This window comes from Kribbella sp. CWNU-51, from assembly GCF_054073265.1.
This window is the reverse complement of sequence record NZ_JBSXMZ010000034.1, coordinates 1-22,328: the sequence shown is the minus strand read 5'-3', so window position 1 is coordinate 22,328 and position 22,328 is coordinate 1. Positions and strand designations below refer to the sequence as shown.

At 68.0% G+C, this 22,328-nt stretch carries 21 protein-coding genes; 12 read left to right on the top strand and 9 right to left on the bottom strand.

Going from position 1 to position 22,328, the window contains the following annotated elements:
• From ACXC9Q_RS30220 to ACXC9Q_RS30200, 5 genes are all read right to left on the bottom strand, one after another.
• Complete coding sequence (locus tag ACXC9Q_RS30220; RefSeq protein WP_457060023.1) at positions 1 to 357, bottom strand: hypothetical protein; 357 nt, start codon at positions 355 to 357, stop codon at positions 1 to 3.
• Between the two features lie 40 nt (positions 358 to 397).
• On the bottom strand, positions 398 to 778 hold the full coding sequence (locus tag ACXC9Q_RS30215) for a hypothetical protein (protein ID WP_457060022.1): 381 nt from the start codon (positions 776 to 778) through the stop codon (positions 398 to 400).
• 130 nt (positions 779 to 908) lie between these two features.
• Entirely contained in the window at positions 909 to 1,916 is a 1,008-nt protein-coding gene (locus tag ACXC9Q_RS30210; protein ID WP_457060021.1) for a LacI family DNA-binding transcriptional regulator, read from the bottom strand.
• Positions 1,917 to 1,985: 69 nt separating this feature from the next.
• Positions 1,986 to 3,308, bottom strand: coding sequence for an ABC transporter substrate-binding protein (locus ACXC9Q_RS30205; RefSeq protein ID WP_457060020.1), 1,323 nt, complete (start codon positions 3,306 to 3,308; stop codon positions 1,986 to 1,988).
• Between the two features lie 188 nt (positions 3,309 to 3,496).
• Complete coding sequence (locus ACXC9Q_RS30200; protein WP_457060019.1) at positions 3,497 to 4,354, bottom strand: LacI family DNA-binding transcriptional regulator; 858 nt, start codon at positions 4,352 to 4,354, stop codon at positions 3,497 to 3,499.
• A 72-nt stretch (positions 4,355 to 4,426) separates the two neighbouring features.
• On the opposite strand from ACXC9Q_RS30200, the gene ACXC9Q_RS30195 reads away from it, so the two are divergent.
• From ACXC9Q_RS30195 to ACXC9Q_RS30170, 6 genes are all read left to right on the top strand, one after another.
• Entirely contained in the window at positions 4,427 to 5,641 is a 1,215-nt protein-coding gene (locus ACXC9Q_RS30195; protein WP_457060018.1) for an ROK family transcriptional regulator, read from the top strand.
• 198 nt (positions 5,642 to 5,839) lie between these two features.
• On the top strand, positions 5,840 to 7,504 hold the full coding sequence (locus ACXC9Q_RS30190; RefSeq protein ID WP_457060017.1) for an ABC transporter substrate-binding protein: 1,665 nt from the start codon (positions 5,840 to 5,842) through the stop codon (positions 7,502 to 7,504).
• Between the two features lie 13 nt (positions 7,505 to 7,517).
• Positions 7,518 to 8,507: an ABC transporter permease gene (locus tag ACXC9Q_RS30185; RefSeq protein ID WP_457060016.1), complete on the top strand. Its 990-nt coding sequence runs from the start codon at positions 7,518 to 7,520 to the stop codon at positions 8,505 to 8,507.
• A 30-nt stretch (positions 8,508 to 8,537) separates the two neighbouring features.
• Positions 8,538 to 9,500, top strand: a complete 963-nt coding sequence (locus ACXC9Q_RS30180) for an ABC transporter permease (RefSeq protein WP_457060015.1) — start codon at positions 8,538 to 8,540, stop codon at positions 9,498 to 9,500.
• On the top strand, positions 9,497 to 10,405 hold the full coding sequence (locus ACXC9Q_RS30175) for an ABC transporter ATP-binding protein (protein WP_457060014.1): 909 nt from the start codon (positions 9,497 to 9,499) through the stop codon (positions 10,403 to 10,405). The genes ACXC9Q_RS30180 and ACXC9Q_RS30175 overlap by 4 nt, the downstream gene beginning before the upstream one ends.
• Entirely contained in the window at positions 10,402 to 11,220 is an 819-nt protein-coding gene (locus ACXC9Q_RS30170; protein WP_457060013.1) for an ABC transporter ATP-binding protein, read from the top strand. The genes ACXC9Q_RS30175 and ACXC9Q_RS30170 overlap by 4 nt, the downstream gene beginning before the upstream one ends.
• Before the next feature lie 27 nt (positions 11,221 to 11,247).
• Here ACXC9Q_RS30170 and hemW read toward each other — a convergent pair whose 3' ends face one another.
• Positions 11,248 to 12,468, bottom strand: coding sequence for a radical SAM family heme chaperone HemW (gene hemW / locus ACXC9Q_RS30165; protein ID WP_457060012.1), 1,221 nt, complete (start codon positions 12,466 to 12,468; stop codon positions 11,248 to 11,250).
• Positions 12,469 to 12,586: 118 nt separating this feature from the next.
• Between hemW and ACXC9Q_RS30160 the strand changes: the two genes are divergently transcribed.
• Together ACXC9Q_RS30160 and ACXC9Q_RS30155 are read left to right on the top strand one after the other, a co-directional pair.
• Positions 12,587 to 12,898 carry an MFS transporter gene (locus ACXC9Q_RS30160; protein ID WP_457060011.1) on the top strand — a complete coding sequence of 104 codons (312 nt, stop codon included), beginning with the start codon at positions 12,587 to 12,589 and terminating at the stop codon, positions 12,896 to 12,898.
• Between the two features lie 86 nt (positions 12,899 to 12,984).
• Positions 12,985 to 13,875, top strand: coding sequence for a hypothetical protein (locus ACXC9Q_RS30155; protein WP_457060010.1), 891 nt, complete (start codon positions 12,985 to 12,987; stop codon positions 13,873 to 13,875).
• A gap of 29 nt (positions 13,876 to 13,904) precedes the next feature.
• Here ACXC9Q_RS30155 and ACXC9Q_RS30150 read toward each other — a convergent pair whose 3' ends face one another.
• Positions 13,905 to 15,323, bottom strand: a complete 1,419-nt coding sequence (locus ACXC9Q_RS30150) for a DUF2252 domain-containing protein (protein ID WP_457060009.1) — start codon at positions 15,321 to 15,323, stop codon at positions 13,905 to 13,907.
• A gap of 109 nt (positions 15,324 to 15,432) precedes the next feature.
• On the opposite strand from ACXC9Q_RS30150, the gene ACXC9Q_RS30145 reads away from it, so the two are divergent.
• From ACXC9Q_RS30145 to ACXC9Q_RS30135, 3 genes are all read left to right on the top strand, one after another.
• The gene (locus tag ACXC9Q_RS30145) at positions 15,433 to 16,119 is read left to right on the top strand and encodes a Crp/Fnr family transcriptional regulator (RefSeq protein ID WP_457060008.1); all 687 of its coding nucleotides are present in this window, start codon (positions 15,433 to 15,435) and stop codon (positions 16,117 to 16,119) included.
• Between the two features lie 111 nt (positions 16,120 to 16,230).
• Entirely contained in the window at positions 16,231 to 17,127 is an 897-nt protein-coding gene (locus tag ACXC9Q_RS30140; protein ID WP_457060007.1) for an MBL fold metallo-hydrolase, read from the top strand.
• Entirely contained in the window at positions 17,124 to 17,552 is a 429-nt protein-coding gene (locus ACXC9Q_RS30135; protein ID WP_457060006.1) for an SRPBCC family protein, read from the top strand. Before ACXC9Q_RS30140 ends, ACXC9Q_RS30135 begins: the two co-directional genes overlap by 4 nt.
• Before the next feature lie 35 nt (positions 17,553 to 17,587).
• Here ACXC9Q_RS30135 and ACXC9Q_RS30130 read toward each other — a convergent pair whose 3' ends face one another.
• Positions 17,588 to 19,423 (bottom strand): AMP-dependent synthetase/ligase, encoded by a 1,836-nt coding sequence (locus ACXC9Q_RS30130; RefSeq protein WP_457060005.1) that lies wholly within the window; start codon positions 19,421 to 19,423, stop codon positions 17,588 to 17,590.
• Positions 19,424 to 19,531: 108 nt separating this feature from the next.
• On the opposite strand from ACXC9Q_RS30130, the gene ACXC9Q_RS30125 reads away from it, so the two are divergent.
• Positions 19,532 to 21,163: a peptide-N4-asparagine amidase gene (locus tag ACXC9Q_RS30125; RefSeq protein ID WP_457060004.1), complete on the top strand. Its 1,632-nt coding sequence runs from the start codon at positions 19,532 to 19,534 to the stop codon at positions 21,161 to 21,163.
• Positions 21,164 to 21,172: 9 nt separating this feature from the next.
• Here ACXC9Q_RS30125 and ACXC9Q_RS30120 read toward each other — a convergent pair whose 3' ends face one another.
• Positions 21,173 to 22,198, bottom strand: a complete 1,026-nt coding sequence (locus tag ACXC9Q_RS30120) for an aspartate-semialdehyde dehydrogenase (RefSeq protein ID WP_457060003.1) — start codon at positions 22,196 to 22,198, stop codon at positions 21,173 to 21,175.
• Positions 22,199 to 22,328 lie beyond the last annotated feature (130 nt).

Sequence of the window (22,328 nt, the reverse complement as noted above, 5' to 3'; positions counted from 1 at the left end):
TCAGGCCGGACCGGCCACCTTCGGCGGCGTACCGGTGGACGCCTGCCAGTCGAACACCGCTCGCGCGGGCGTCATCGGATCGAATCTGATCGGGACCCGCTGACCCGCCTGCGGCACGGCTCCCGGGAGCGGGTACCGCACGTCTTGGTGGATCAGCGAGGTCCCGACCACATAGCGGACCAGCAGGAATGTGGAGGTGCTGGTCCGCAGGACCGAGACCACTTCGGCGTTCACCCGGCGCCACGTCTCGGTGTCCGGATCCTGGCTCTGGCCAACCCCGCCGTACACGCTGGCCAGGACCAGGACGCCGGCCCCCAGAGCCACCCCGATCATCAGTAGCAGAACGATTCCCGACATCGGTCCGTCCTCCTCGCCTCAGGGTTTGCGGCTTGCCGGACTACGTGGTCGGCGTCTGGCGACGCCGGTACATCCACAGGCAGCTCACTGCGACGGCCGCACCAGCGGCTGCGGACGCGCCGGACTGCACGAACTGGAATCCGTCGCCGTCGGACGAGGTCTTCACCGTCGCCTGACTGGGGGCCGCGGCTGCTTTGGTGGGGACGACCTCGTACTGCCGGTCGTACTTCGGGTAGTTGTACTCCGGGGTGTCCTGCGACCCGGGGTAGCCCGACCCTTCGTCCGGCCAGTCCGGCGCGGCTTGGGTCGTGGGCCTGGGCTGCGGGTCACTCATCGTGGCCGAGGCCTCGGTTGCGGTGAAGACGACCGCACCCATGGCGACTGCGGATACTGCGAAGGCCGAGTAGTACTTGCGGTTCATGACTTCTCCCAGGGACTGTGCGGCGCGGATCGCCGCTACCCCTTCACAGTCGGTCCGCACCCCTGGCAGCCACATCCGAGGACACCCCTCAGATCAGCGCTACAAACCCTCAGATCCCGGCACGCAGCGCCTAGGCGGAGTCGCGGACGATCAGCTCGGTGGCGTAGATCTCCGGGCTGTGCAGGTCCGCACCGCCGATCTTGGCCAGCAGGATCTCGGCCAGTCGCGCGCCGAGCTGCTCGACCGGCTGGCGGACCGTGGTCAGCTTCGGCGTCGTCGTGGTCGCCAGCACCGAGTCGTCGAACCCGACCACCGCGACATCGTCCGGCACCTTCCGGCCGCGCTGCGACAGCACCCGGAGTGCCGCGGTCGCCATCAGATCGGACGCGACGAACACCCCGTCCAGGTCGGCGTGGTCGTCGAACAGCCGCAGCGCCGCCTGCTCACCACCGTCGGCGGTGAAGTCGCCGTACGCGATCGCCGTCGGCAGACCCGCTTCCTTCATCACGTCCTGGTACCCGGTCAGCCGATCCAGCCCCGCGGTCATGTCGAGCGGACCGGTGACGGTCCCGATCTTCCGCCGGCCGATCGACAGCAGGTACTCGACGCCGGTCCGGGCGCCGGCGACATTGTCGACGTCCACACTCGCCACCGGTACGTCGACGCCGAGCGGGCGGGCGCTGAACACGATCGGCAGTGGCAACTGCGCGAGCTCCTGCAGCACGTTGTCGCGCCCGTGGTGGCTGATGATGATCGCCCCGTCGACGTGCCCGCCGCGCAGGTAGCGCAGCAGGCGCTGGTCGTCGCCCTCGGCCGGCTCGATCAGCAGCACCAGCTGGGACGAGGTCGGCGCCAGCGTCCGGCTCACCCCAGCCAACATGCCCGCGAAGAACGGGTCGGAGAACACCCGGCTGTCCGGCTCCGGCACCACGATCGCGATCGAGTCGGTCCGGCGCGTCACCAGCGCTCGAGCGGCCCGGTTCGGCACGTAGCCGAGCTGGCCGATCGCCCGCTGGACCACGGCGACCGTGTCCGGTAGCACCTTGGGCGATCCGTTCACGACCCGCGACACGGTCGCCCGGGACACCCCGGCGAGCGCCGCGACCTGCTCCAACGTCGGAGAACCAGACTCGTTCATCGGTCCTCCCGGGGTTGGTGAGCTTGCGTTCACACCGTAGTACTTACCCGGTCGAATCCACCCGAACGTTTAGTTGCCTTTTCGCGTGTTGGCGGCCTTGTCGGCGAGGTCGAGGGCCTGCTTCCAGGCGGCGTCGGGGGCTTGTTTGCCATCGTCCACGCGAGCCAGGGCAGCGCTGAAGACCTGGTTGATCTCGCCGTCGCGCGGACCCTTGTGCTGTTTGAGGATCACGTTCCGGGCCCGGTTGATGAAGATCTGGCCGACGGGCGCGTTGTTGAAGTACGCGTTGACCTGCGACTTGACCTGCGGGTCGTCGTACGCGTCCAGCGTGGACGGGAACGAGCCGATCTTCTTGAACACCCTGACCTGCTGCTCGGGCGCGGTCAGCCAGGCGGCCAGCCGGGCCGCCTCGACCGGCTGCTGCGACTGCTTCGGGACGGTCAGGTACGACCCGCCCCAGTTGCCGCCGCCGCCGGGGAACACGTCGGCGACGTCCCACTTGCCCTTGCCGTAGGTGCCCGCGTTGTCCTGGATCACTCCGAGCAGCCATCCCGGGCAGGCCATCGTCGCGAACTTGTCCGTGCGGAAGGCCTGGTTCCAGGCGTCGCTCCAGGCCGGCAACCGCGCGGACAAACCGTCCGCGCTGCCCTGGACCACCTGGTCCCAGGTGCGCTTCAGCAACGGGTTCTCCGCGCCGAGGAAGCGATCCTGGTTGGAGTAGTAGGCCTGGATCAGCTGGTTGCGCATCGCCTCCCAGGTGAGCACCGCCGAGTCGTACCAGGCCGAGCCGGGCACCTTCTGCTTGAACTTCCGGCCGGTGGCGAAGTAGGACGGCCAGTCGGCGAACAGCTTGGCCACCTGGGCCCGGTCGGTCGGCAGCCCGGCCTTCGCGAACAGGTCGCGCCGGTAGCAGATCGCCTCCGGCCCGATGTCGGTGCCGTAGCCGAGGATCTTGCCGTCCTGGGTGGTGGCGCCGGCCACCTTCCAGTCCAGCCAGCGGTCCTTCAGGTCGTCGGCGCCGTACTGACGCAGATCGACGAACTGGTCCGCCTTGGCCAGGTACTTGTAGATCCAGCTGACCTCCATCGCCTCGATGTCGGCCATCCCGGAGCCGGAGGCCAGGTTGGTCTCCAGGTTCTTGATGTGCGCGTCCACGGTCGGGGCGCGGCGCTCGACGATCTTGATGTTCGGGTGCTGGGCCTCGTACTCGCGGTAGAGGTCCTCGTAGCCGAACTCGTTGAAGGTGGCGATGGTGAGCTCGATCTTCGGCGCGTCCGCATCGTTGTTGCCAGAGGCATCGGGTTTGCCCGATCCCCCGCAGGCGGACGCGAGCAGGACCGCGCTACAGGCAAGCAGCACTGCTAGGGGCCGATAGCGGGCACTGGGCCGCATGGTGAAAGCTCCCTGGAACTGGACGGAGTTGAGAGCGCTCTCGGATCGCGAAAGTGTGCTGAGCTTCGAGGGTATTCACTGGATATGTCAAGCCCCACTTCACCCAGTGACCGCTGAAGATCACCGCGTGACCGGCGGCGGGGAATCGAGCTGTCCGCACGTGTTCGCGTGGGTTCCTTCGGCCCCGTCTACTCCCGGCTCAGGGCAGCGGTCGATTGCGCGAGCCGGATCGTCGGTTTCGGCACGTGGTACGTCGTCACCCCGGCGCCGTCCATCACCGCGAGGATCGCCTCGCCGACGATCGTGCCGAGGCCGTGGACGTCGACGGTCACCACACTCAACGGAGGATGCGCGAGCCGGGCCACCGCGGTGTCGTCCCAGGCGATGACCGACAACTCGTCCGGGATCCTGACGCCCAGTTCCTTCGCCACCGTGAGACCGCCGATCGCCATCAGGTCGTTGTCGTAGACAACGGCACTCGGGACCCGGCTGCCGGTCAACAGCTGCCGGGTCGCCTCCCGGCCGGAGTCTTCGGAGTAGTCCCCCTCGATGACCTCTCCGTGTACCGCTCGCTCCGCGCAGGTGGCGATGAACGCCTCGTCCCGGGCCTGGCAGTGCACCATGTCGCGTGGGCCGCTCACCCTGGCGATGTCGCGGTGACCGAGGTCGGCCAGCGCGCGAACAGCTGCGCGGGCGCCTTCGGCGTTGTCGACCAGTACGTTCGTGATCGGCGCCTGCAACTCGGGCCCACCGAGCAGCACCGCGGGCGTCCGCAGCCGCTCGAGCTCGGCGAGCCGCGGGTCCCCGCTCCAGAGATCCACCAGGACGATTCCGTCGACGTGGTCGTTGGCCACCCATCGACGCCAGATCGCGATCTCGCCGGCGACGTCGGACGTGAACTCGATGAGCAGGCTGCAGCCGCGCCCGGCGAAGTACTCCTCGATCCCCTGGACGACGTCGGCCATGAACGGTTCCATCCCGAGGACCCGCCCAGGGCGCGCCAGGACCAGCCCGGCGATGCGATCCCGGGACGTCACGTCCTGCATACACTGCCCTCCTAGGCAACAGATCCCACTATATTCACAGATCTAACTAACCGGGCAGAGGCGGATGTACCGATGCAGCAGGTCAGCGACTCCTCGCGGTCGCCGGGCTACGGTCCGGCGCCGACGAGCAGCCGCGCGCTCATCGTCGACCGTATCCGCTCCGCCGGCACGCTCAGCCGCGTCGAACTTACCCAGCTCACCGGCCTCACCGCACCGTCTGTCACCGCGGTCGTCCGCCGGCTGATCGACGACGGCCTCGTCACCGAGGCCGGTCGCGGCACGTCCACCGCTACCGGCGGCAAACCACGCACGTTGCTGCAGATCCGGGCGGCGGCGCGGTACGTCGTCGGCGTCCATCTGAGTGCGGACAGCCTGACGTACGTACTGGTCGACTACGCCGGCGGTGTGGTGGCCCGCTGGCGACGGGACGGGCCGGGCGACGAGAGCGACCCCGAAGAGGTGGTCGAGCGGGTGGCGATCGAGACCGGCGAGCTGATCGAGCGGGCCGGCGTCGATCGGGCGCTCGTCCTCGGCCTCGGCTTCGTCTGTCCCGGTCCGCTGATCCGCAACCGCGGGGTGACCTCGGCCCCGCCGTCGATGGCGCGCTGGGTCGGCTTCCCGGTCCGCCGCCGCCTCGAGGAGCGACTCGGCCTGCCGGCGCTGCTCGAGAACGACGCCACCGCGGCGGCCGCGGGCACTCGCCTCACCACCAGTCACGACGTGTCGGTGATGGCCGCGCTGTTCATGAGCGAGGGCATCGGATCCGGCCTGCGGCTCAACGGCAACGTCTATCAGGGCGCACACGGCAACGCCGGGGAAGTCGGGCACATCTGCGTCCAGATCGGCGGTCCGCGCTGCTGGTGCGGAGGTACCGGCTGCCTGGAGGCACTCGCCGGACCGGCCGCGGTCGTCGCCAAGGCCCGCGCGGCCGGGCTCGACCTCGGCTCGCACCGGCACTCCGCCGTCGCGGCCTTCGCCGCCATCGCCCGCCTGGCGCTGAGCGGAGATTCGCGCGCCGAGGCCATCATCCGGGACTCCGCGGCGTGGATCGCACTGGGCGCGCAGACGATCGCCAACATGTACGACGTCCAGCTCCTGGTCCTCACCGGCCCTGCCTTCGCCGTCGCCGGAACGATCTACCTGCCGATCCTCCAGGAGCGGATCCTGAGCTCGGTCTTCGGGCGCAGCGTGGGCACGGAAGTGGTCCTCGACGAGCGCGGCCACGACGCGGCCGCGATCGGGGCCGCGCTGCTGATGCTCAAGTCCGAGCACGCCGTCTCGGCCTAGCCGCCGCCTCACCCTGCACCCAGCGCGGTCGAATCGTTACCGTCGCGAACCCTTGCGCCAAGTTTATTAGGCCAACTAAGTTACCGCCCAGCTTCCCTGGCCGGGTGCCGGGTGACGCGTTCCAAGGACCGCGTTGGTGCGGATCCCTGCCCGGAAAGGAATCGATCGATGCTCCGGAACCCGACGAACGGTACGAGGATGCGGCGCCTGGTGAGCGTCGCGGCCACCGCGACCGCCACCGCCCTTCTGCTCGGCGCCTGCTCCGGCACCGCCACCGGCAACCAGGCCGCCGCCAAGGACGCCTCCATCACCGTCGCGGCCGGCGATATCACGGCCAAGAACTTCAACCCGTTCAGCACCACCGCGCTGCAGCCGACGCTGGGCGTCATCTACGAGCCGCTCTACTGGTACAACTTCGCGAAGCAGTCGGACCCGACGCCGGTCCTCGCCACCGGCTACTCCTGGAACGCGGCCGGGACCGAGCTCACCATCAAGCTCCGTCCGGGCGTCAAATGGAACGACGGCCAGCCGTTCACCGCGAAGGATGTCGCCTTCACCTTCAACCTGGTCGCGAAGACCCCTGCGCTCAATCCCTCGGGCCTCGCCGCCACAGCCAAGGCCACCGCGGACGACACCGCGGTCCTCACGTTCACGTCGAAGTCCCTGATGCAGGAGCCCGCCGTACTCGCCAACCAGGCGATCGTGCCCGAGCACATCTGGAAGGACATCAAGGATCCGACGACGAACCTGAACGAGAATCCGGTCGGCACCGGCCCGTTCAAGCTGAAGTCGTTCACGCCGCAGAGCTACGTGCTGGCGAAGAACGACCAGTACTGGGAGCAGGGCAAGCCGATCATCAAGGAGGTGCGCTACCTCCCGGTCCAGTCGGCGGATGCCGCCAGCGCGGCCTTGGTCGCGGGCAAGGTCGACTGGGCGAGTGCCTACCTGCCCGGGATCGACAACATCATCAAGTCCAACAAGGACCTGACCTACGTCAACACGCCCGTCATGACGACGGTGCTCGTGACGTGTTCCAACTCCGGTCTCGGTTGCACCGGACCGCAGACCGACCCGGCCGTTCGCAAGGCGATCTACCTGGCGATGAACCGCGAGCAGCTCGCCAAGCTGGCCGGCGGCGGAGTCGCGGGCGTCGGATCGCCGACGCTGTTGCTCCCGGGCCGGGACGACGACTGGATCGCGGACGCCGGTTCCGCCAAGCTTCCGCAGAGCGCCGGCGTCGACGAGGCGAACAAGGCCCTCGACGCGGCCGGCTGGACCAAGGGCAGTGACGGCGTACGGACCAAGGCCGGCAAGCGTCTTTCGCTGACCGTCCAGACCGTCACCGGCTGGAGCGACTACATCTCGATCAACGACACCCTCAAGCAGCAGCTGGCCGCGGTCGGCATCGAACTGAAGCCCAGCCAGGTCTCGTGGAACGAGTGGAACGCCGCCCAGACGAACGGGAAGTTCCAGCTGTCGCTCGACTCCGTCGGCCTCGGCGCGTCCACCAACCCGTACTTCACCTACGACGGCAAGCTCGCGACCGCGAACACGATGCCGGTCGGCAAGAACGCCACGGCCGGCAACCAGGCGCGGTTCTCGAACCCGGTCGTCGACGCGGCGCTGAAGGTGGCGGCCGGTACGACGGACAAGGCCGTCCAGAAGGCGGAGTACGCCAAGATCCAGGCGGTCATCGCAGACCAGCTGCCCTACATCCCGATCTACGTGAACTCGATGCTGACCGAGTTCAACACTTCGCGCGCGACCGGCTGGCCGACCAAGGACGACACCTACGTGCTGCCCGCGGCCTGGAAGGCCTGGGACGCCGGGATCGTCCTCAAGACGATCAAGCCCGCCAACTGAGCGCGGGCCGGCCGTGCGCTATCTGCTGCGGAAAGTCGCCTTCTACGTCGTCGCCCTCTGGGCGGCGCTGACCCTGAACTTCCTGATTCCCCGGCTGATGCCGGGGAATCCGGTCGACCTGATGCTTTCCAAGCTGGCCACCAAGGGCCCGGTCACGCCGACCACCCGAGCAGCGATCCAGGCGCTGCTCGGGACGGACACCAACGCGTCGTTGTGGGACCAGTACACGAAGTACCTGCACCAGCTCGTCTCCGGCAACCTCGGTACGTCGATCGCGTACTTCCCGGTGCCGGTCTCCCAGGTCATCGGTCAGACGCTGCCCTGGACCGTCGGCCTGATCGGTCTGGCGACGGTGATCTCGTTCGCCGTCGGCATCCTTCTCGGCCGGGCCGCCGGCTGGCGACGCGGTTCGTGGATCGACAGCCTCATCCCTGTCACCACGATGCTGCAGTCGGTGCCGTACTTCTGGCTGGCGCTGCTGTTGCTGTTCCTGCTCGGCAGCACCTGGCCGGTATTCCCGCTCAACGGTGGGTACGACGTGTACTCCGTCACGCCGGGATGGAATCTGCCGTTCGCGCAATCGGTCCTGTATCACGGCGCGCTCCCGGCGCTGACCATCGTCATCTCGTCGATCGGCGGCTGGATGCTCGGGATGCGCAACATGATGGTCTCGACCCTGTCCGAAGACTTCGTCGTCACCGCCGAGGCGAAAGGACTCACCCCGCGCCGGATCCGCTCGCGCTATGTCGCCCGCAACGCGATCCTGCCGTCCATCTCGGGGTTCGCGATCTCCCTCGGCTTCGTGGTCGCCGGTTCGATCGTCACCGAGGCGGTCTTCTCGTACCCCGGCATCGGCTCCGCGCTCCTGCTCGCGGTCGGCAACAACGACTACGCGCTGATGCAAGGCGTGTTCCTGATCATCACGCTCGCGGTCCTCGGTGCGAACCTGCTCGTCGACCTGCTGTACGGCGTCATCGATCCACGCACCCGTGCGCGGTCCTAGGCTCTATCTACAGGAATTTGGGTGAACCTGATGGCCATCACCACTGAAGGGGCGGCGCAGGCGGCCGCCGAGGAAGGATCGCCGGCCGGCCGGACGAGGCGCCGGCTGCCGCCGATGACCGCGAAACTCGGTGTCGGCCTCACCATCGCCGGTCTGATCGTCGCCTTCGGGCTGATCGGCCCGCTGGTCGTCGGCAGTCCGTCGACGGTCCGAGACATCGGACTGACCGGCCCGGGACACGGCTTCGTCCTCGGAACCACGCAGACCGGTCAGGACGTCTTCGCCCAGCTCGCCTACGCGACCCGTGGCTCGCTGATCATCGGCGTCGTGGTCGGTGCGATCACGCTGCTGCTGTCGTCCTTCTTCGGCGTCGTCGGCGCATTCGTCGGCGGCTGGGCCGACGAGGCGTTCTCTCTCCTCACCAACATCATGCTGGTCATTCCCGGCCTGCCGTTGGTGATCCTGATCTCCAGCTACGTGCCCAACAAGTCCATCTGGCTGGTGGCCGCCGTCCTCGCCATCACGAGCTGGGCCGGTTCGGCGCGGGTGCTGCGCGGCTTCACCCTCAGCGTGCGCAGCCGCGACTACGTGCTCGCCGCGCGGATCAGTGGAGAGAAGCGCTGGCGGATCCTGCTCGTCGAGATCCTGCCGAACCTGATTCCACTCCTCGCCTCGCAGGTGGTCTTCGCGGTGATCTTCGCGATCCTCGGTGAGGCCGGTCTGTCGTTCCTGGGGCTCGGCGCCTCCGGATCCTTCACCTGGGGCACGATGCTGTTCTACGCACAGAACGGGCTCGCGCTCCGGCTCGGTGCCTGGTGGTGGTTCGCACCTCCGGGCCTGGCGATCGCCCTCTTCGGCGCGGCCTTGTCCCTGATCAACTTCTCGATCGACGAGATCATCAACCCGAAGCTCCGCTCGCAGACGCGTGCCGAACGCGCCAAGTGGAGCATGAGCCGCGACCGGGAGAAGGCAGCGACCGAGGTGGGCGCATGACGGACCCGGTGCTGCGCATCGAGAACCTCAGCATCGACTATCTGGCCGAGTCGACCGTGCATGCCGTCCGCGAGGTCTCGCTCACGCTGCGACGCGGGGAGATCCTCGGCCTGGCCGGCGAAAGCGGGTGCGGGAAGTCGACCCTCGCGTACGGAATCACCCGCCTGCTGAAGCCGCCGGCATCCATCACCGGCGGGCGCGTCGTGTTCTCGTCCCGCGAGGGCTACGACATCGACCTGTCGAGCCTCGGCGGCGAGGACCTGCGCGCGTTCCGCTGGGACAAGATCGCGATGGTGTTCCAGGGCGCGATGAACTCGCTCAACCCGGTACTGCGGATCGCCGAGCAGCTCGAAGACGTCTTCCTGACGCATCGGCCGGAGCTGGGCAGGACGGAGCGCCGCAGACGGTGCGGTGAGCTACTCGAACGCGTCGGCGTCGACCGCGACCGCCTCCGCGCTTATCCGCACGAACTGTCCGGCGGCATGCGGCAACGCGTCATGATCGCGATGGCACTGGCACTCGAACCGCAGGTGCTCATCATGGACGAGCCGACCACCGCGCTCGACGTGGTCGTGCAGCGGGAGATCCTGCACGAGATCACTCGCCTGCGGTCGGACCTCGGGTTCGCGGTCCTCTTCATCACCCACGACCTTCCCCTGCTGCTCGAGATCAGTGACCGGATCGCGGTCATGCGGGCGGGGCTGATCGTCGAGCTGGACGACGCGGTGACGCTCTACACGCAACCCCAGCATCCCTACACCCGGCGTCTGTTGTCGTCGTTCCCCAGCCTGACCGGCCAGCGCGGCGGCTTCGTCCGGAACGGCGTACCCGGTGACGACATCGCGCTGGAGGAGACCGAGCAGACGGTGGAGGCCGCAGTGGCCGAGGAGATGGAGGCACGATGACCGTGCTGGAGATGCAGGAGGTGGTCAAGGACTACCGGCTGCGCAACGGCCTGCGGACCACGCGACTGCGCGCGGTCGACCAGGTGAGCTTCGTACTGGAACCGGGGCGCACCGTCGCTCTGGTCGGTCAGTCCGGGTCGGGGAAGTCGACGATCGCCAAGTTGCTGATGCAGCTCGAGCGGCCCACCTCGGGCGCGATCCTGGTGGACGGCGAACCCATGCGGTACCGAGGTGCAGGGGCCGCGGCCTATCGCAAGGCCGTGCAGATGGTGTTCCAGGACCCGTTCGCGTCGCTCAACCCGTACCACACGATCGGCCATCACCTCGCCCGTCCGGTGCGGCTGCATCACCCCGGCTTCTCGCGTGACCAGGTGACCGAGCGCGTGCTGGACCTGTTGCGCCGGGTACGGCTGGAACCGGCCGGGGACTACGCCCACCGGAGACCGCACGAGTTGTCGGGGGGCCAGCGTCAGCGCGTCGCGATCGCCCGGGCCCTCGCGCCGGAGCCGGCGCTCCTGGTCGCCGACGAGCCTGTGTCGATGCTCGACGTGTCGATCCGTCTCGGCGTACTCAACCTGCTCGCGACGCTGCAGCGCGAGGAGAACCTCGGGGTGCTCTACATCACCCACGACCTCGCGACGGCCCGGCACTTCAGCGACGAGATCATGGTCCTATACCGCGGCGCGGTCGTCGAGCACGGTCCGGCCGACGACGTGATTCTCGATCCGCAGCACGAGTACACCCAACTGCTCGCCGAAGCGGCTCCCGCGCCCGAGCGCCGCCTGGCCGAGCGCGGCGCCTTGCCACCCAGGTAGGCGCTTGTTGTGATCGGTTCTGATCGTCTACGGCAGTAGGTCGCGGACCACCGCGTCAGCCAGCAACCGACCCTTGCGGGTCAGCACGAGGCGATCCTCATCGGCCGACGTGATCGTCGCCAGGCCGTTTCCTACGACCGCGTCAACGGCCGCACGGCCGGCTTCGTCGAGGACGTCGAGCGGCAGACCGGCCGCGAGCCGGACCTCGAGGAGCACGCGCTCGACTCGGCGGGTCTCGGCGTCGAGAGTCTCCCGCGCGTACGCCGGGCTGTCGCCGGCGTCGAGGCGTTCGGCGTACGCGCTGGGGTGCTTCACGTTCCACCAGCGGACGCCACCGACATGACTGTGCGCGCCCGGACCGATCCCCCACCAGGTGTCGCCGCGCCAGTAGAGCTCGTTGTGCCGGCAGCGCGCATCCTCGGTGCGAGCCCAGTTGGACACCTCGTACCAGTTCAGGCCCTGAGCGGACAGCATCTCGTCCGCCAGCACGTACTTGTCGGCCAGATCGTCGTCATCCGGCATCGGCAACTCGCCGCGCCGTACCCGACGGGCCAGTTGGGTGCCGTCCTCCACGATCAACGCGTAGGCGCTGACATGATCCGGCTGCGCCGACAACGCGGACTCCAGCGAGGCCCGCCAGTCGTCGAGCGACTCCCCCGGCGTCCCGTAGATCAGATCCAAATTCACATGGTCGAACCCGGCCGCCGTCGCCTCCTTGACCGCTTCCAGCGCCCGGCCCGGCGTGTGCTGCCGATCGAGAATCCTGAGCACGTGCGACGACGCACTCTGCATCCCGAAGCTCACCCGGGTGAACCCCGCTTCGAGCAGCGCCTCGAGATACGCCGGGTCCACCGACTCCGGATTCGCCTCGGTCGTCACCTCGGCCCCCGGGGCCAGTCCGAACTCGTCCCGTACGGCGGTCAGCATCTTGCCGAGATCACCGGCCGGCAGCAATGTCGGCGTACCCCCACCGAAGAACACCGTCTCGACCGGCTTGTCCAGCTCCTTCAAGACGCGCCGGGCCTGCCGAACCTCGGCCACCGCGGTCTCGGCGTACGACGCCTGCGACCCGCCGCCGCCGAGCTCCTTGGCGGTGTAGGTGTTGAAGTCGCAGTACCCGCACCGGGACGCACAGAACGGCACATGGAGATAGAAGCCCAGCGGCCGGGATCCGGCCTCGCGCACAGCTGCTTGCGGCAACGCCCCGTCCCGGGGCGCAACCTCCCCCTCGGGCAATGTCGACGGCACCCACCCATCCTACGGACCCGCGCCCACCATTCCTTCCCGGTTCCTTCCCGGAGATTTCGTCACCGGACCTCCGTCGTTCTGTAGTGGCAGACGGTCCGCGAATAGCTACATTCGGCTCATGGACACCGAGGCTCAGCCGATCGGGCGCGGCACCCGGAACGCGGTCGTGGTCGCGATCATGCTCGGGATGCTGCTCGCGGCCCTCGATCAGACGATCGTGGCGACCGCGCTGCCGACCATCGTCAGCGACCTGGGCGGCGCCAACCATCTGTCCTGGGTGGTCACGTCGTACCTGCTCGCCGAGACCATCATGACCGCGCTGGTCGGGAAGTTCGGCGACCTCTACGGGCGCAAGCGGATGTTCCTGATCAGCGTCGTGCTGTTCCTGGCCGGCTCCGCGCTGTGCGGGATGGCCAACTCGATGCTGTAGCTGGTCGGCTCCCGCGCGATCCAGGGCCTGGGCGCCGGCGGCATCATGGTGACCGCGATGGCGGTGATCGCGGCGTGGGACTGTGCATGCCGGTGCCGACCGTGGTCGTGCAGAGCACCGTCGACTACGCCGACCTCGGGGTCGCGACGTCCGGGGTGAGCTTCCTGCGCACGATGGGCAGCTCGTTCGGGGTCGCGGTCTTCGGGTCGATCTATGCGCACCAGCTGCCCGTTCACCTGGCCGAGGCGGTTCGCACCACGGGTGCTGACCCTCAAGTGGTCACGACTGTCGACGGTGTGCGCTCACTGCCTGACTCGGTCCGGCCGGCGGTGACAGCGGCGTACGCGGACTCCTTGCATGTCGTGTTCTTGTGGGCTGTGCCGGTGGCGGCGCTCGGTTTCCTGGTCGCGCTGATGCTGACGGAGGTCCCGCTCCGCGAGACCGCCCGGATGGCCGCCAGCGACGTCGGCGAGAACTTCGCCGCCCCCGCGTCGTTCGACTCCGAACACGAACTCCAGCGCCTCGCCGCCCTGGTCGTCCAGCACCACAAACGCAACCCGGCCCCCGAGGTCCTGGCCCAGTCCGGCATCCCCTTGAACGTCGCCCAGGCCTGGATGATCATGCGCGTCTTCCGCGGCGGCGCCGACGCCGGCTCCGCCACCCTCGGCGACATCACCGGCGACCTCCGCGTCCCACCCGGCGTCTTCGAGCCCATCGCCACCCAACTAGTTGCCGACGGCTACCTCTCCGAGACCCTCGGCCACTACCGCTTCACCACCCTCGGCCTGGAGATGTTCCAGCGCTTCGTCGGCGCCTTCCGCGACTGGATGCTCGACCGCCTCTCCGACTGGGACCCCGACAACTCCGAAGCCTTCTCCCACGCCGTAGACCGCATCGCCGAACAGATGATCGACCAAGGCCAATCCCTGACCACCGGCAAACACGCCGCTCTCCTGGCAACCTCCAGCACCCAGTAGACCCGTTGACATCGGCCTGCCGCCCGGAGTCATGGTGTGGCGGACTTGATTTTGCCTGCGGCGACGGCGGCTGCGAGTCGTTGGTGGTCGCGGTCGTTGACGTCGGCGTAGGTGACGGCGAAGTCGGCGATCGCGTGGTCGAAGGTGTCGGACTTGCCGAGGTAGCCCGCGATGGCGACCTCGTCGCCTCCTCGGCCATGCGCGCGCGCAAGAGTCCATCCGCACAGAGCACCGTAGATGCCCAGACCGCCGACAGTCAGCTTCGACGGGTCGATCTCGCCCTTCATGTCCCAGAGCTGGCGGAAGTAGAAATCGTTTCCGTCCGGCATTGTCGACCAGCCGAGGAACGTGTCCGGCAGGGCCTGGAGCAGACGCTGGCCGACCACCACCCGATGCCCGTGATTCGAATAGCTGCTGACCCCCAGGTGAGGCTCGAGAACCGATGCCTCCGCCTGCTTGACCTGCAGGAACAGCACGTCCTCCCGGCTCTTGCCCCGCAGCAGGACCACGTAACAGCGTGTGCCGACGCTGCCGACACCCACCACCTTCCGCGCCATGTCGACAATCTCGAACTGGTCGAGCAGCGCTCGCCGGGCGTCGCTCACGCTCGCCCGATAGCTGTCAAAGGCCAACCGAATGCCCGCAGCAACCCGATTCACGCCGTCGCCGGTCCACAGCTGCCTGACGGGAACCAGCAGCGGCGGATGGCTGGCCAGCCGTACCGTCTCGCCGTCGCTCTGGCATAGCTTGGCGAAGGCGCCCAGACTGTCGCGCGCCCGGGCTCTCGCGAAGATCTTCTCCAGCCGGTCGGGAGCAAGCTTTGGTGCCTGGACCCCGAACTCCGCCTCCAGCTGGCCGGCGATGTCGGTCAACTGCTCGGACGACATGTGCAGAAACCACAGGTCTGTCGTCGCCAACCCAGCGAAGTCGAGCATGGCCTCTCGGTAACCGCGCACCGTCAACCGAGCCACGTGATGCTGCTGGTGGCGTGGGAGTCCCTTCTGCCGCGCAGCGATGGCAACACTCGCCGCCAGGCGCTTCACATCCCATTCCCACGGCCCCGGCAGCGTCTCGTCGAAATCGTTCACGTCGAAGACGAGGTCCCGCTCGGGCGAGGCGAACAGTCCGAAGTTGACCAGGTGCGCATCACCGCACGTCTGGACGGAGATGCCACTCGTCGGAGTCCCGGCGAGATCACTCGCCATGATCGCCGGACCGCCGCGGTAGAAGGCGAACGGCGAGGCGAGCATCCGGCCGTAACGAATCGGGATCAGGTCCTGCTCCCGGGTGGCGGCCTGTGCCTCGAGGACGTCGACGGGATCCGGCCGATCGGCCGCCGGCTCCCACTGAGCATGAATCCGCCGCGGCACCCGCTTCCGAGCGGCCTTCCCCACCGCCCACCGAGCCTGCGAACTCAGGTCGCGCGGTCTGGCCGCGCTCGCGTCCATGACCCCAGAGTCTCAGGTCCGCTCGCCTGACGACAGGCCGAAGGCAACCATGACCTCCGCCCCCGGAACCGGTTGTCCCGGGGTGGGGTGGGTGGCGGATGCTTGGACGGTGGGTGATGGGGATGTGGCGGCGGCGATGGCTGGGAGCTTCCTCGGGGGGCTGCCCGCTGACTTGATCGAGCGCTTGCTGGCCACAGGTGATCGGATTGAGTACCCGGCGGGTAGCACGCTGTATCGGGAGCGGTCTGCGCCTCGGGCGTTGCTGGTGGTTCGCGGGCTGTTGCGCGTCTACATGTCGTCGCCCGAGGGGCGTCAGGTGACAGTCCGGTACGCGCGTGCTCGCGACGTACTCGGGATCGCCGTGCTGGTCGCGGGTCCGGCCGATGTCGGCGTACAGACGCTCGCCGACTCCACCCTGTTCCGGATCGACGCCGGCTTGTTGACGACCGCCGCGCGCAAAGACAGCCGCGTCGCGTGGGCGATGGCGGAGGAGCTCAGTCGCCGGCTGTACGAGAACCTGCAGCAGACCGCGGTCAACGCGTTCGGCACCGTGCGGCAGCGGGTCGCCGCTCACCTGCTGGATCTGGCGTCCACCCAGCAGAGTCCGCGCGGCGAGCTCGTCGCCCAGGTGTCTCAGCAGGAGCTCGCGGATGCCGTCGGTTCGGTCCGCGAGGTGGTGGCGCGAGTACTGCGAGATTTCCGGCTGGCCCAGTTGGTCGCCACCTCGGCGGACAGCGTCCACATCCTCGACCCCACCGGGCTCCACGACCAGACCTGGAACCCGGACGACGAGTGACCTCGGTTACTCCAGCGCACTACAAAAGTCACAGACACGCCGCGACCGCGGGCGAAGACTGATGCCCTCGGCCCCGAACTCGTCGGGCCGATGAGCACCTCAGGAGTCCACATGTCCACGGAAGCGACCAGATTGCCGGCGCGCACCGGTACCGGAGACCCGGTCCGGGCGGTGTCGGTGATCAGCACCGGCAGCGTCGAGATCCACCCCGAACACGCCCACGGCACGAAGAAGCCGCTCTACTGGTGGCTGCTCACCTCGCGCCGGTGGCTGCCGCCCCGGCCGATCAATGTGTACGTCGTCGAGCACGCGAACGGACTGGTGTTGTTCGACACCGGCCAGGACCGCGCGTCAGTGACGGATCCGTCGTACTTCCCCGGCGGATTCAACGGCGTCGTGTACGACCGGCTGGCCAAGTTCCACATCGCAGAGCACGAGACGCTCGACGCGCAACTGGGCACCCTCGGGTACTCGGCCGCCGACGTCGACAAGGCGGTCATCTCCCACCTGCACCAGGACCACATCGGCGGGATCCCGCAGCTCGGCGGCAGCGAGCTCCTGATCACTGCGGCCGAGTGGGCCCAACTGTCCGGGTTCTCCCCCGAGGCCCGTGGCTTCCTCCGCACGCACATCGACGTACCCGGCGCGCGCTGGAAGCACATCACCTTCGCCAGCGATGTGGGCGTCGCGCCATTCACCGAGGCGTACGACGTGATGGGCGACGGCTCGATCGTCCTGATCCCCACGCCCGGTCACACGCCCGGCTCGATCTCGATGCTCGTACGCCGACGCGACCTGCCACCACTCCTCATGGTCGGCGACCTCACCTACGAAGCCGGTCTGCTCGAACGCCGCCAGCTCCCAGGAGTCGGTGACCGCGGCGCACTCGCCCACACCACTGACAAAGTCCTGGCCCTCGCCGAGCACCTGCCCGGCCTGGTCGTCCTTCCGGCTCACGACCCGACCGCAGCACAACGCCTCGTCGACAGCTCGCGGCGGCCCCGATGAAATTCACCAACACGATCACCATCGAACGTCCGCCGGCCACGGTCTTCGCCTACCTGGCAAACCTCGAAAACCTGCCCCAATGGAACTACGCCCTCGCCGAAACCCGACAACTCACCCCCGGCCCGCCCGGCGTCGGCACCCGCTACCTCCAAACCCGCACGATCCCCGTCCACGCCGAGGAAACCCTGGAGATCATCGAGCTCACCCCCAACCACCAACTCACCGTCCAAGGCACCCTCAACGCCCTCCCCGCCCACCTCACCTACACCCTCCACCCCGAAGGAACCGCCACTACCCTCACCAACACGGTCGACCTGCACGCCCCGCGCCCGTTGAACCTCCTGGCTCCCATCGCAGTCGGCCGCATCAAGTCCGCGGTGGCCGCGAACCTCGCCGTACTGAAGCAGCTCCTCGAGCAGCCCTGATCGGTGTCCGGAAGGTGGAGCGCGCGTACGGCGACCTACTCGTACATCTTGTCGAGGAGGTCGGCGTACTGGGTTTCCACGTACTTGCGTTTGAGCTTCAGGCTGGGCGTCATTTCGCCGGATTCTATGGTGAGGTCCCGGTCGAGGATGGTGAACTTCTTGATGGTTTCCCAGCGGTTGAGGCCGGCGTTCAGTTCGTCGACGTAGCCCTGGACCATTGCGCGGGCGGCGTCCGACGTGACGATCTCGGCGTACGGCCTGCCGGCCAGGCCGTTCGAGGCGGCCCACGCGACGATCGCGTCGGGGTCCAGGGTGACCAGCGCGGAGACGAAGTTGCGCTTGTTGCCGTGGACAACGAATTGGCTGGCGTAGGGGCAGATGGTCTTGAAGCGGCCCTCGATCACCTGGGGGGCGACGTACTTGCCGCCGGAGGTCTTGAAGAGGTCCTTCTTGCGGTCGGTGATGAAGAGGAATTCGTCCTCGAAGTGCCCGATGTCGCCGGTGTGGAACCAGCCGTCGGAGTCGATCACCTCCGCGGTCTGCGCGGGCTGGTTGTGGTAGCCGCTCATCACGCCGGGCCCGTTGATCAGGATCTCGCCGTCCTCGGCGATCTTGACCTGGGTGGCGGGAAAGACCGGGCCGACGCTGCCGAGCCGATACTGCATCGGCCGGTTCAGCGACGAGCCGGCCGCGGTCTCCGACAGGCCGTACCCCTCGAGGATCAACAGCCCGGCGGCATGGAACCACTCCGCCAGCTTCTTGTCCAGGGCAGCCGACCCGGACACGAAGAACCGGATCCGCCCACCGAAGCGATCCCGGATCTTCGACAGCACCAACCGATCAGCCGTGGCGAATTGCGCCGCGAGCAACCCGCTCGGCTCCTTGCCGGCCTGGCGCAGGGCGGACACACGCGCGCCCACCCCGAACGCCCAACGGAAGAGCCGAGCCTTGACCCCGCCGTCGGACTCGATCATCGTCACAATCCGCGCGTGCGCCTTCTCGAAGATCCGCGGCGCCGCGGCCATGAAGGTCGGCTGGACGATCGCCGCATTGTCGACAATCTTGTCGATCCGCCCGTCCACCGCCGTCGCGAATCCGATCTGGCACTGGACGGCGACCAGCACCTGACCGAACACGTGTGACAACGGCAACCACAGGAACTGCAGGTCGTCCGGACTGAGCACCCGGATCCCCTCGACCGCTGCGCCCTCGTACGTCCACACCGAGTGCGGCAACCGCACGCCCTTGGGACGCCCGGTCGTGCCGGAGGTGTAGATCAACGTGCAGAGGTGATCCGCCTTGATCTGCGCCACCCGCTCGTCGACCACCGAGGCATGCTCGGCCAGATAAGCATCACCCAGCGCGTCCAGCGCGGACAGGCTGATGACCCAATCCCCATCGCTGTCCAAAGGAGTGCCGTCGATCAGGACGACCTTGTGCAGCGACGGCGTCTCGGACCGGTGCTCCCGCAGCTTGTCCACCTGCCCCGCGTCCTCGGCGAACACGACCTGTACGTCGGCATCCGCGACGATGAACGCCACGTCCGTCGACATCGTCGAGGGGTAGATCGTGGTCGTCGCGGCCGCGGCCAGTACGGCGGCCAGGTAGCAGTCGATCCACTCCATCCGGGTGCTGGACGCGATCGCGACCCGCTGCTCCGGCTCGACGCCGAGCGCAATCAGCCCGGCCGCCCGGCGGCGCGCCAGTTCGTCGGTCTCCCGCCAGGTGACGGACTTCCATTGATCCCCGGCCGGATACCGGAACGCCTCGCGCTGCGGGGTCGCGGCGACGCGGTCCAGGAACATCTGGGCCATCGTGTCCTTGCGGTTGCTGAGCAGGGCGAGCTGGCCGGAATCGGCGACAGGCTTCATAACTGGCCTCCATCGGGGGTCAAGTAACCGGAGGGTAATTGCTGCGAGGCATGCCTGACCATGGCACTCGCTTGCCCGCCTGAACCTTCTCCATTACGTTTCCGCAACATGCGCATACGGTCGGTGGCCCTCGTCTCACTATCCGTTCTACTCCTCGGCTGGCTGTCGCTCGCGCCCGCCACCGCGGCGACTCCACCGACCCTTGCCACAGCGGTGACTCCACCCACGGAGTTCGGCTCCGACTACGACGATCCACGCACGCCGGCGCCACCGGTCGCCGTACCGCCCACCAAGCACTGCGAGGTGCAGATCGTCCGGAACCAGTTCCGGAACTTCGACCCGTACCAGTCGACCTACACTCCCCCGGCCGCATGTCAGGGCCCGTGGTCCAAGGTCGTGTTGCGGATGCACGGCGAGGTGAAGGGCGTCCAGTACGACCGCCTCGGCCACATCACGATCGGCGGCGTCGGCGTCTTCCGCACTTCTACTCCGGAGCCGAGCACGGACGGCATCGCCTGGGACGTGCAGAAGGACGTCACCGCCTACATCCCCTTGCTCCGTACGCCGCAACCGGTCGTGATGGAACTCGGCAATGTCGTCGACGACACCTACACCGGAGTCCTCGACATCACCGTCACCCTCGACTTCTACACCACCGGGCGCAACGCTCCGGCCGCCAAGACCGCCGACGCCGTACTGCCGCTGCAGGACCAACGCCGCGAGGACTCCGACCTGATCGGTACGGCGACCCTCCCGCGGAACACCACGCGGTTGCTCGGTGAGATCTATGTCACCGGATCCGGCGGCGGCTGCGAGGAGTTCTGGGACACGTCCGCCCCGGCCGAAACCGGATACTCGTGCCCGGACGGATCGCCGTACCGGGAGGTCGACGTCTCGATCGACGGTAAGCCGGCCGGCGTCGCCCTGCCGTACCCGTACATCTACACCGGCGGCTGGTCGAACCCGTACTCCTGGCGCCCGTCCCCGGCCCCACGCGCGTTCGACATCAAGCCCTTGACCTACGACCTCACCCCGTTCGCCGGTCTCCTCACGGACGGCAAACCGCACGAGTTCCGCGTCCACGTGGCCGGAGTGCCGGCCGGACAGAGCGGCGGCTGGTTCACGGTCCCGAACCTCCACGTCTGGAAGGACCCCCACCGCACCCAGACGCACGGCGGACTCACGTCGTACGCCGTCTCGCCGCTCAGCAAGACCGATGACGTGACCGGCGCCCCGGGCGAGGCAGGAGCCGTGCACACCAAGGCCTCTCGCACCCTGAAGATCAGCGGCTACCTCGACACGTCCGAAGGCCGGATCCGTACGACGGTCCAGCGCACGCTGACCAACGTGTCCGACCACGTCTGGGAGGCCGGCGAGTCGCGCGACACGCTCACAGCGAGCTGGCGTGACACCTCCACAACCACCAGCGGCGGCAAGGTCGACCGGACCGACCTGAGCTACGGCAAGACCGGCGTACTCACGTTCTTGCCCAACGCAACCATCCCCGGCGGGTACGACGTCGTCACCGATCTGTCGATCTACGACACGACCCGCACCACGAAGGCCATCACCACCGAGACGTACCACGGCCGCGCGTCGTGGATCTACGGCGTACCGCGTGACCAGCGGCACGCGACCGGCACCCAGACCGTCCGCTACCGCTCGATCGGTCACGGCTGCTACGACCACACACTCAGCGCGGTCAACGGCGTTTACACCAAGGACTTCTACCGCTGCTGATCAAAGAGTTCAGCGCTGGGCGAGGAGTTCGGCGATCTGCACCGCGTTGAGGGCGGCGCCCTTGCGGAGGTTGTCGTTGGAGACGAACAGAACCAGGCCACGGTTGCCGGGGACGGACTGGTCCTGGCGGATGCGGCCGACGTACGACGGGTCCCGGCCCGCGGCGAGCAGTGGCGTCGGGAGGTCGGCGAGCGCGACACCGGGGGCGCCGCCGAGGATTTCGGTCGCGCGTTCCGGGGTGATCGGCTCGGCGAACTCGGCGTGGATGCTCAGCGAGTGGCCGGTGAAGACAGGCACGCGCACGCAGGTGCCGGCGACCGGGAGGTCCGGGATGTGCAGGATCTTGCGGCTCTCGTTCCGCAGCTTCTGCTCCTCGTCGGTCTCACCGGTGCCGTCGGCAACGATCGAGCCGGCCAGTGGGAGCACGTTGAACGCGATCGGACCGGCGTACACCTTGGGCTCGGGCAGGGTGATCCCCTCGGTGCCGCGGGCCAGCTTGCCGCCGGACTCGACCAGGGCCCGCGCCTGGTCCTCGAGCTCGCTGACACCGACGCCGCCGGAACCGGAGACGGCCTGGTACGTCGAGACGACGAGCCGGGTCAGCGTCGCCTCGCGGTGCAGCGGGGCGAGCACCGGCATCGCGGCCATCGTGGTGCAGTTCGGGTTGGCGACGATGCCCTTCGGCAGGTGGTCGAGGTCACCAGGGTTCACCTCGGAGACGACGAGCGGTACGTCGGGATCCATCCGCCACCCGGACGAGTTGTCCACCACGACAGCCCCGGCCGCAGCCACCTTCGGCGCGAACTCCCTGGACGCCGTCTTCCCGTTGGAGAACAACGCGAGCTCCAGCCCGGCGAAGTCCGCCGTCGCGGAGTCCTCGACCGTGACCTCCGTGTCGCCGAACGGCAGCTTGCTCCCGGCCGACCGCGCCGACGCGAAGTACCGCACCTCGTCCACCGGGAACTTCCGCTCGATGAGCAGCTCCCGCATGACGCTACCGACCTGCCCCGTGGCTCCGAAAACTCCTACTCGCATGCCTCGCAGACTAGTAGGTCGGCTGTCTGTACGCGCCTGGGTTTCAGAGACCGGACCTGCGCCACTCACAGTGAGGATGATGGGTGTGGTCCCCCGCAGTGGTCGTCCTGACTCGACCACTCACTGACTT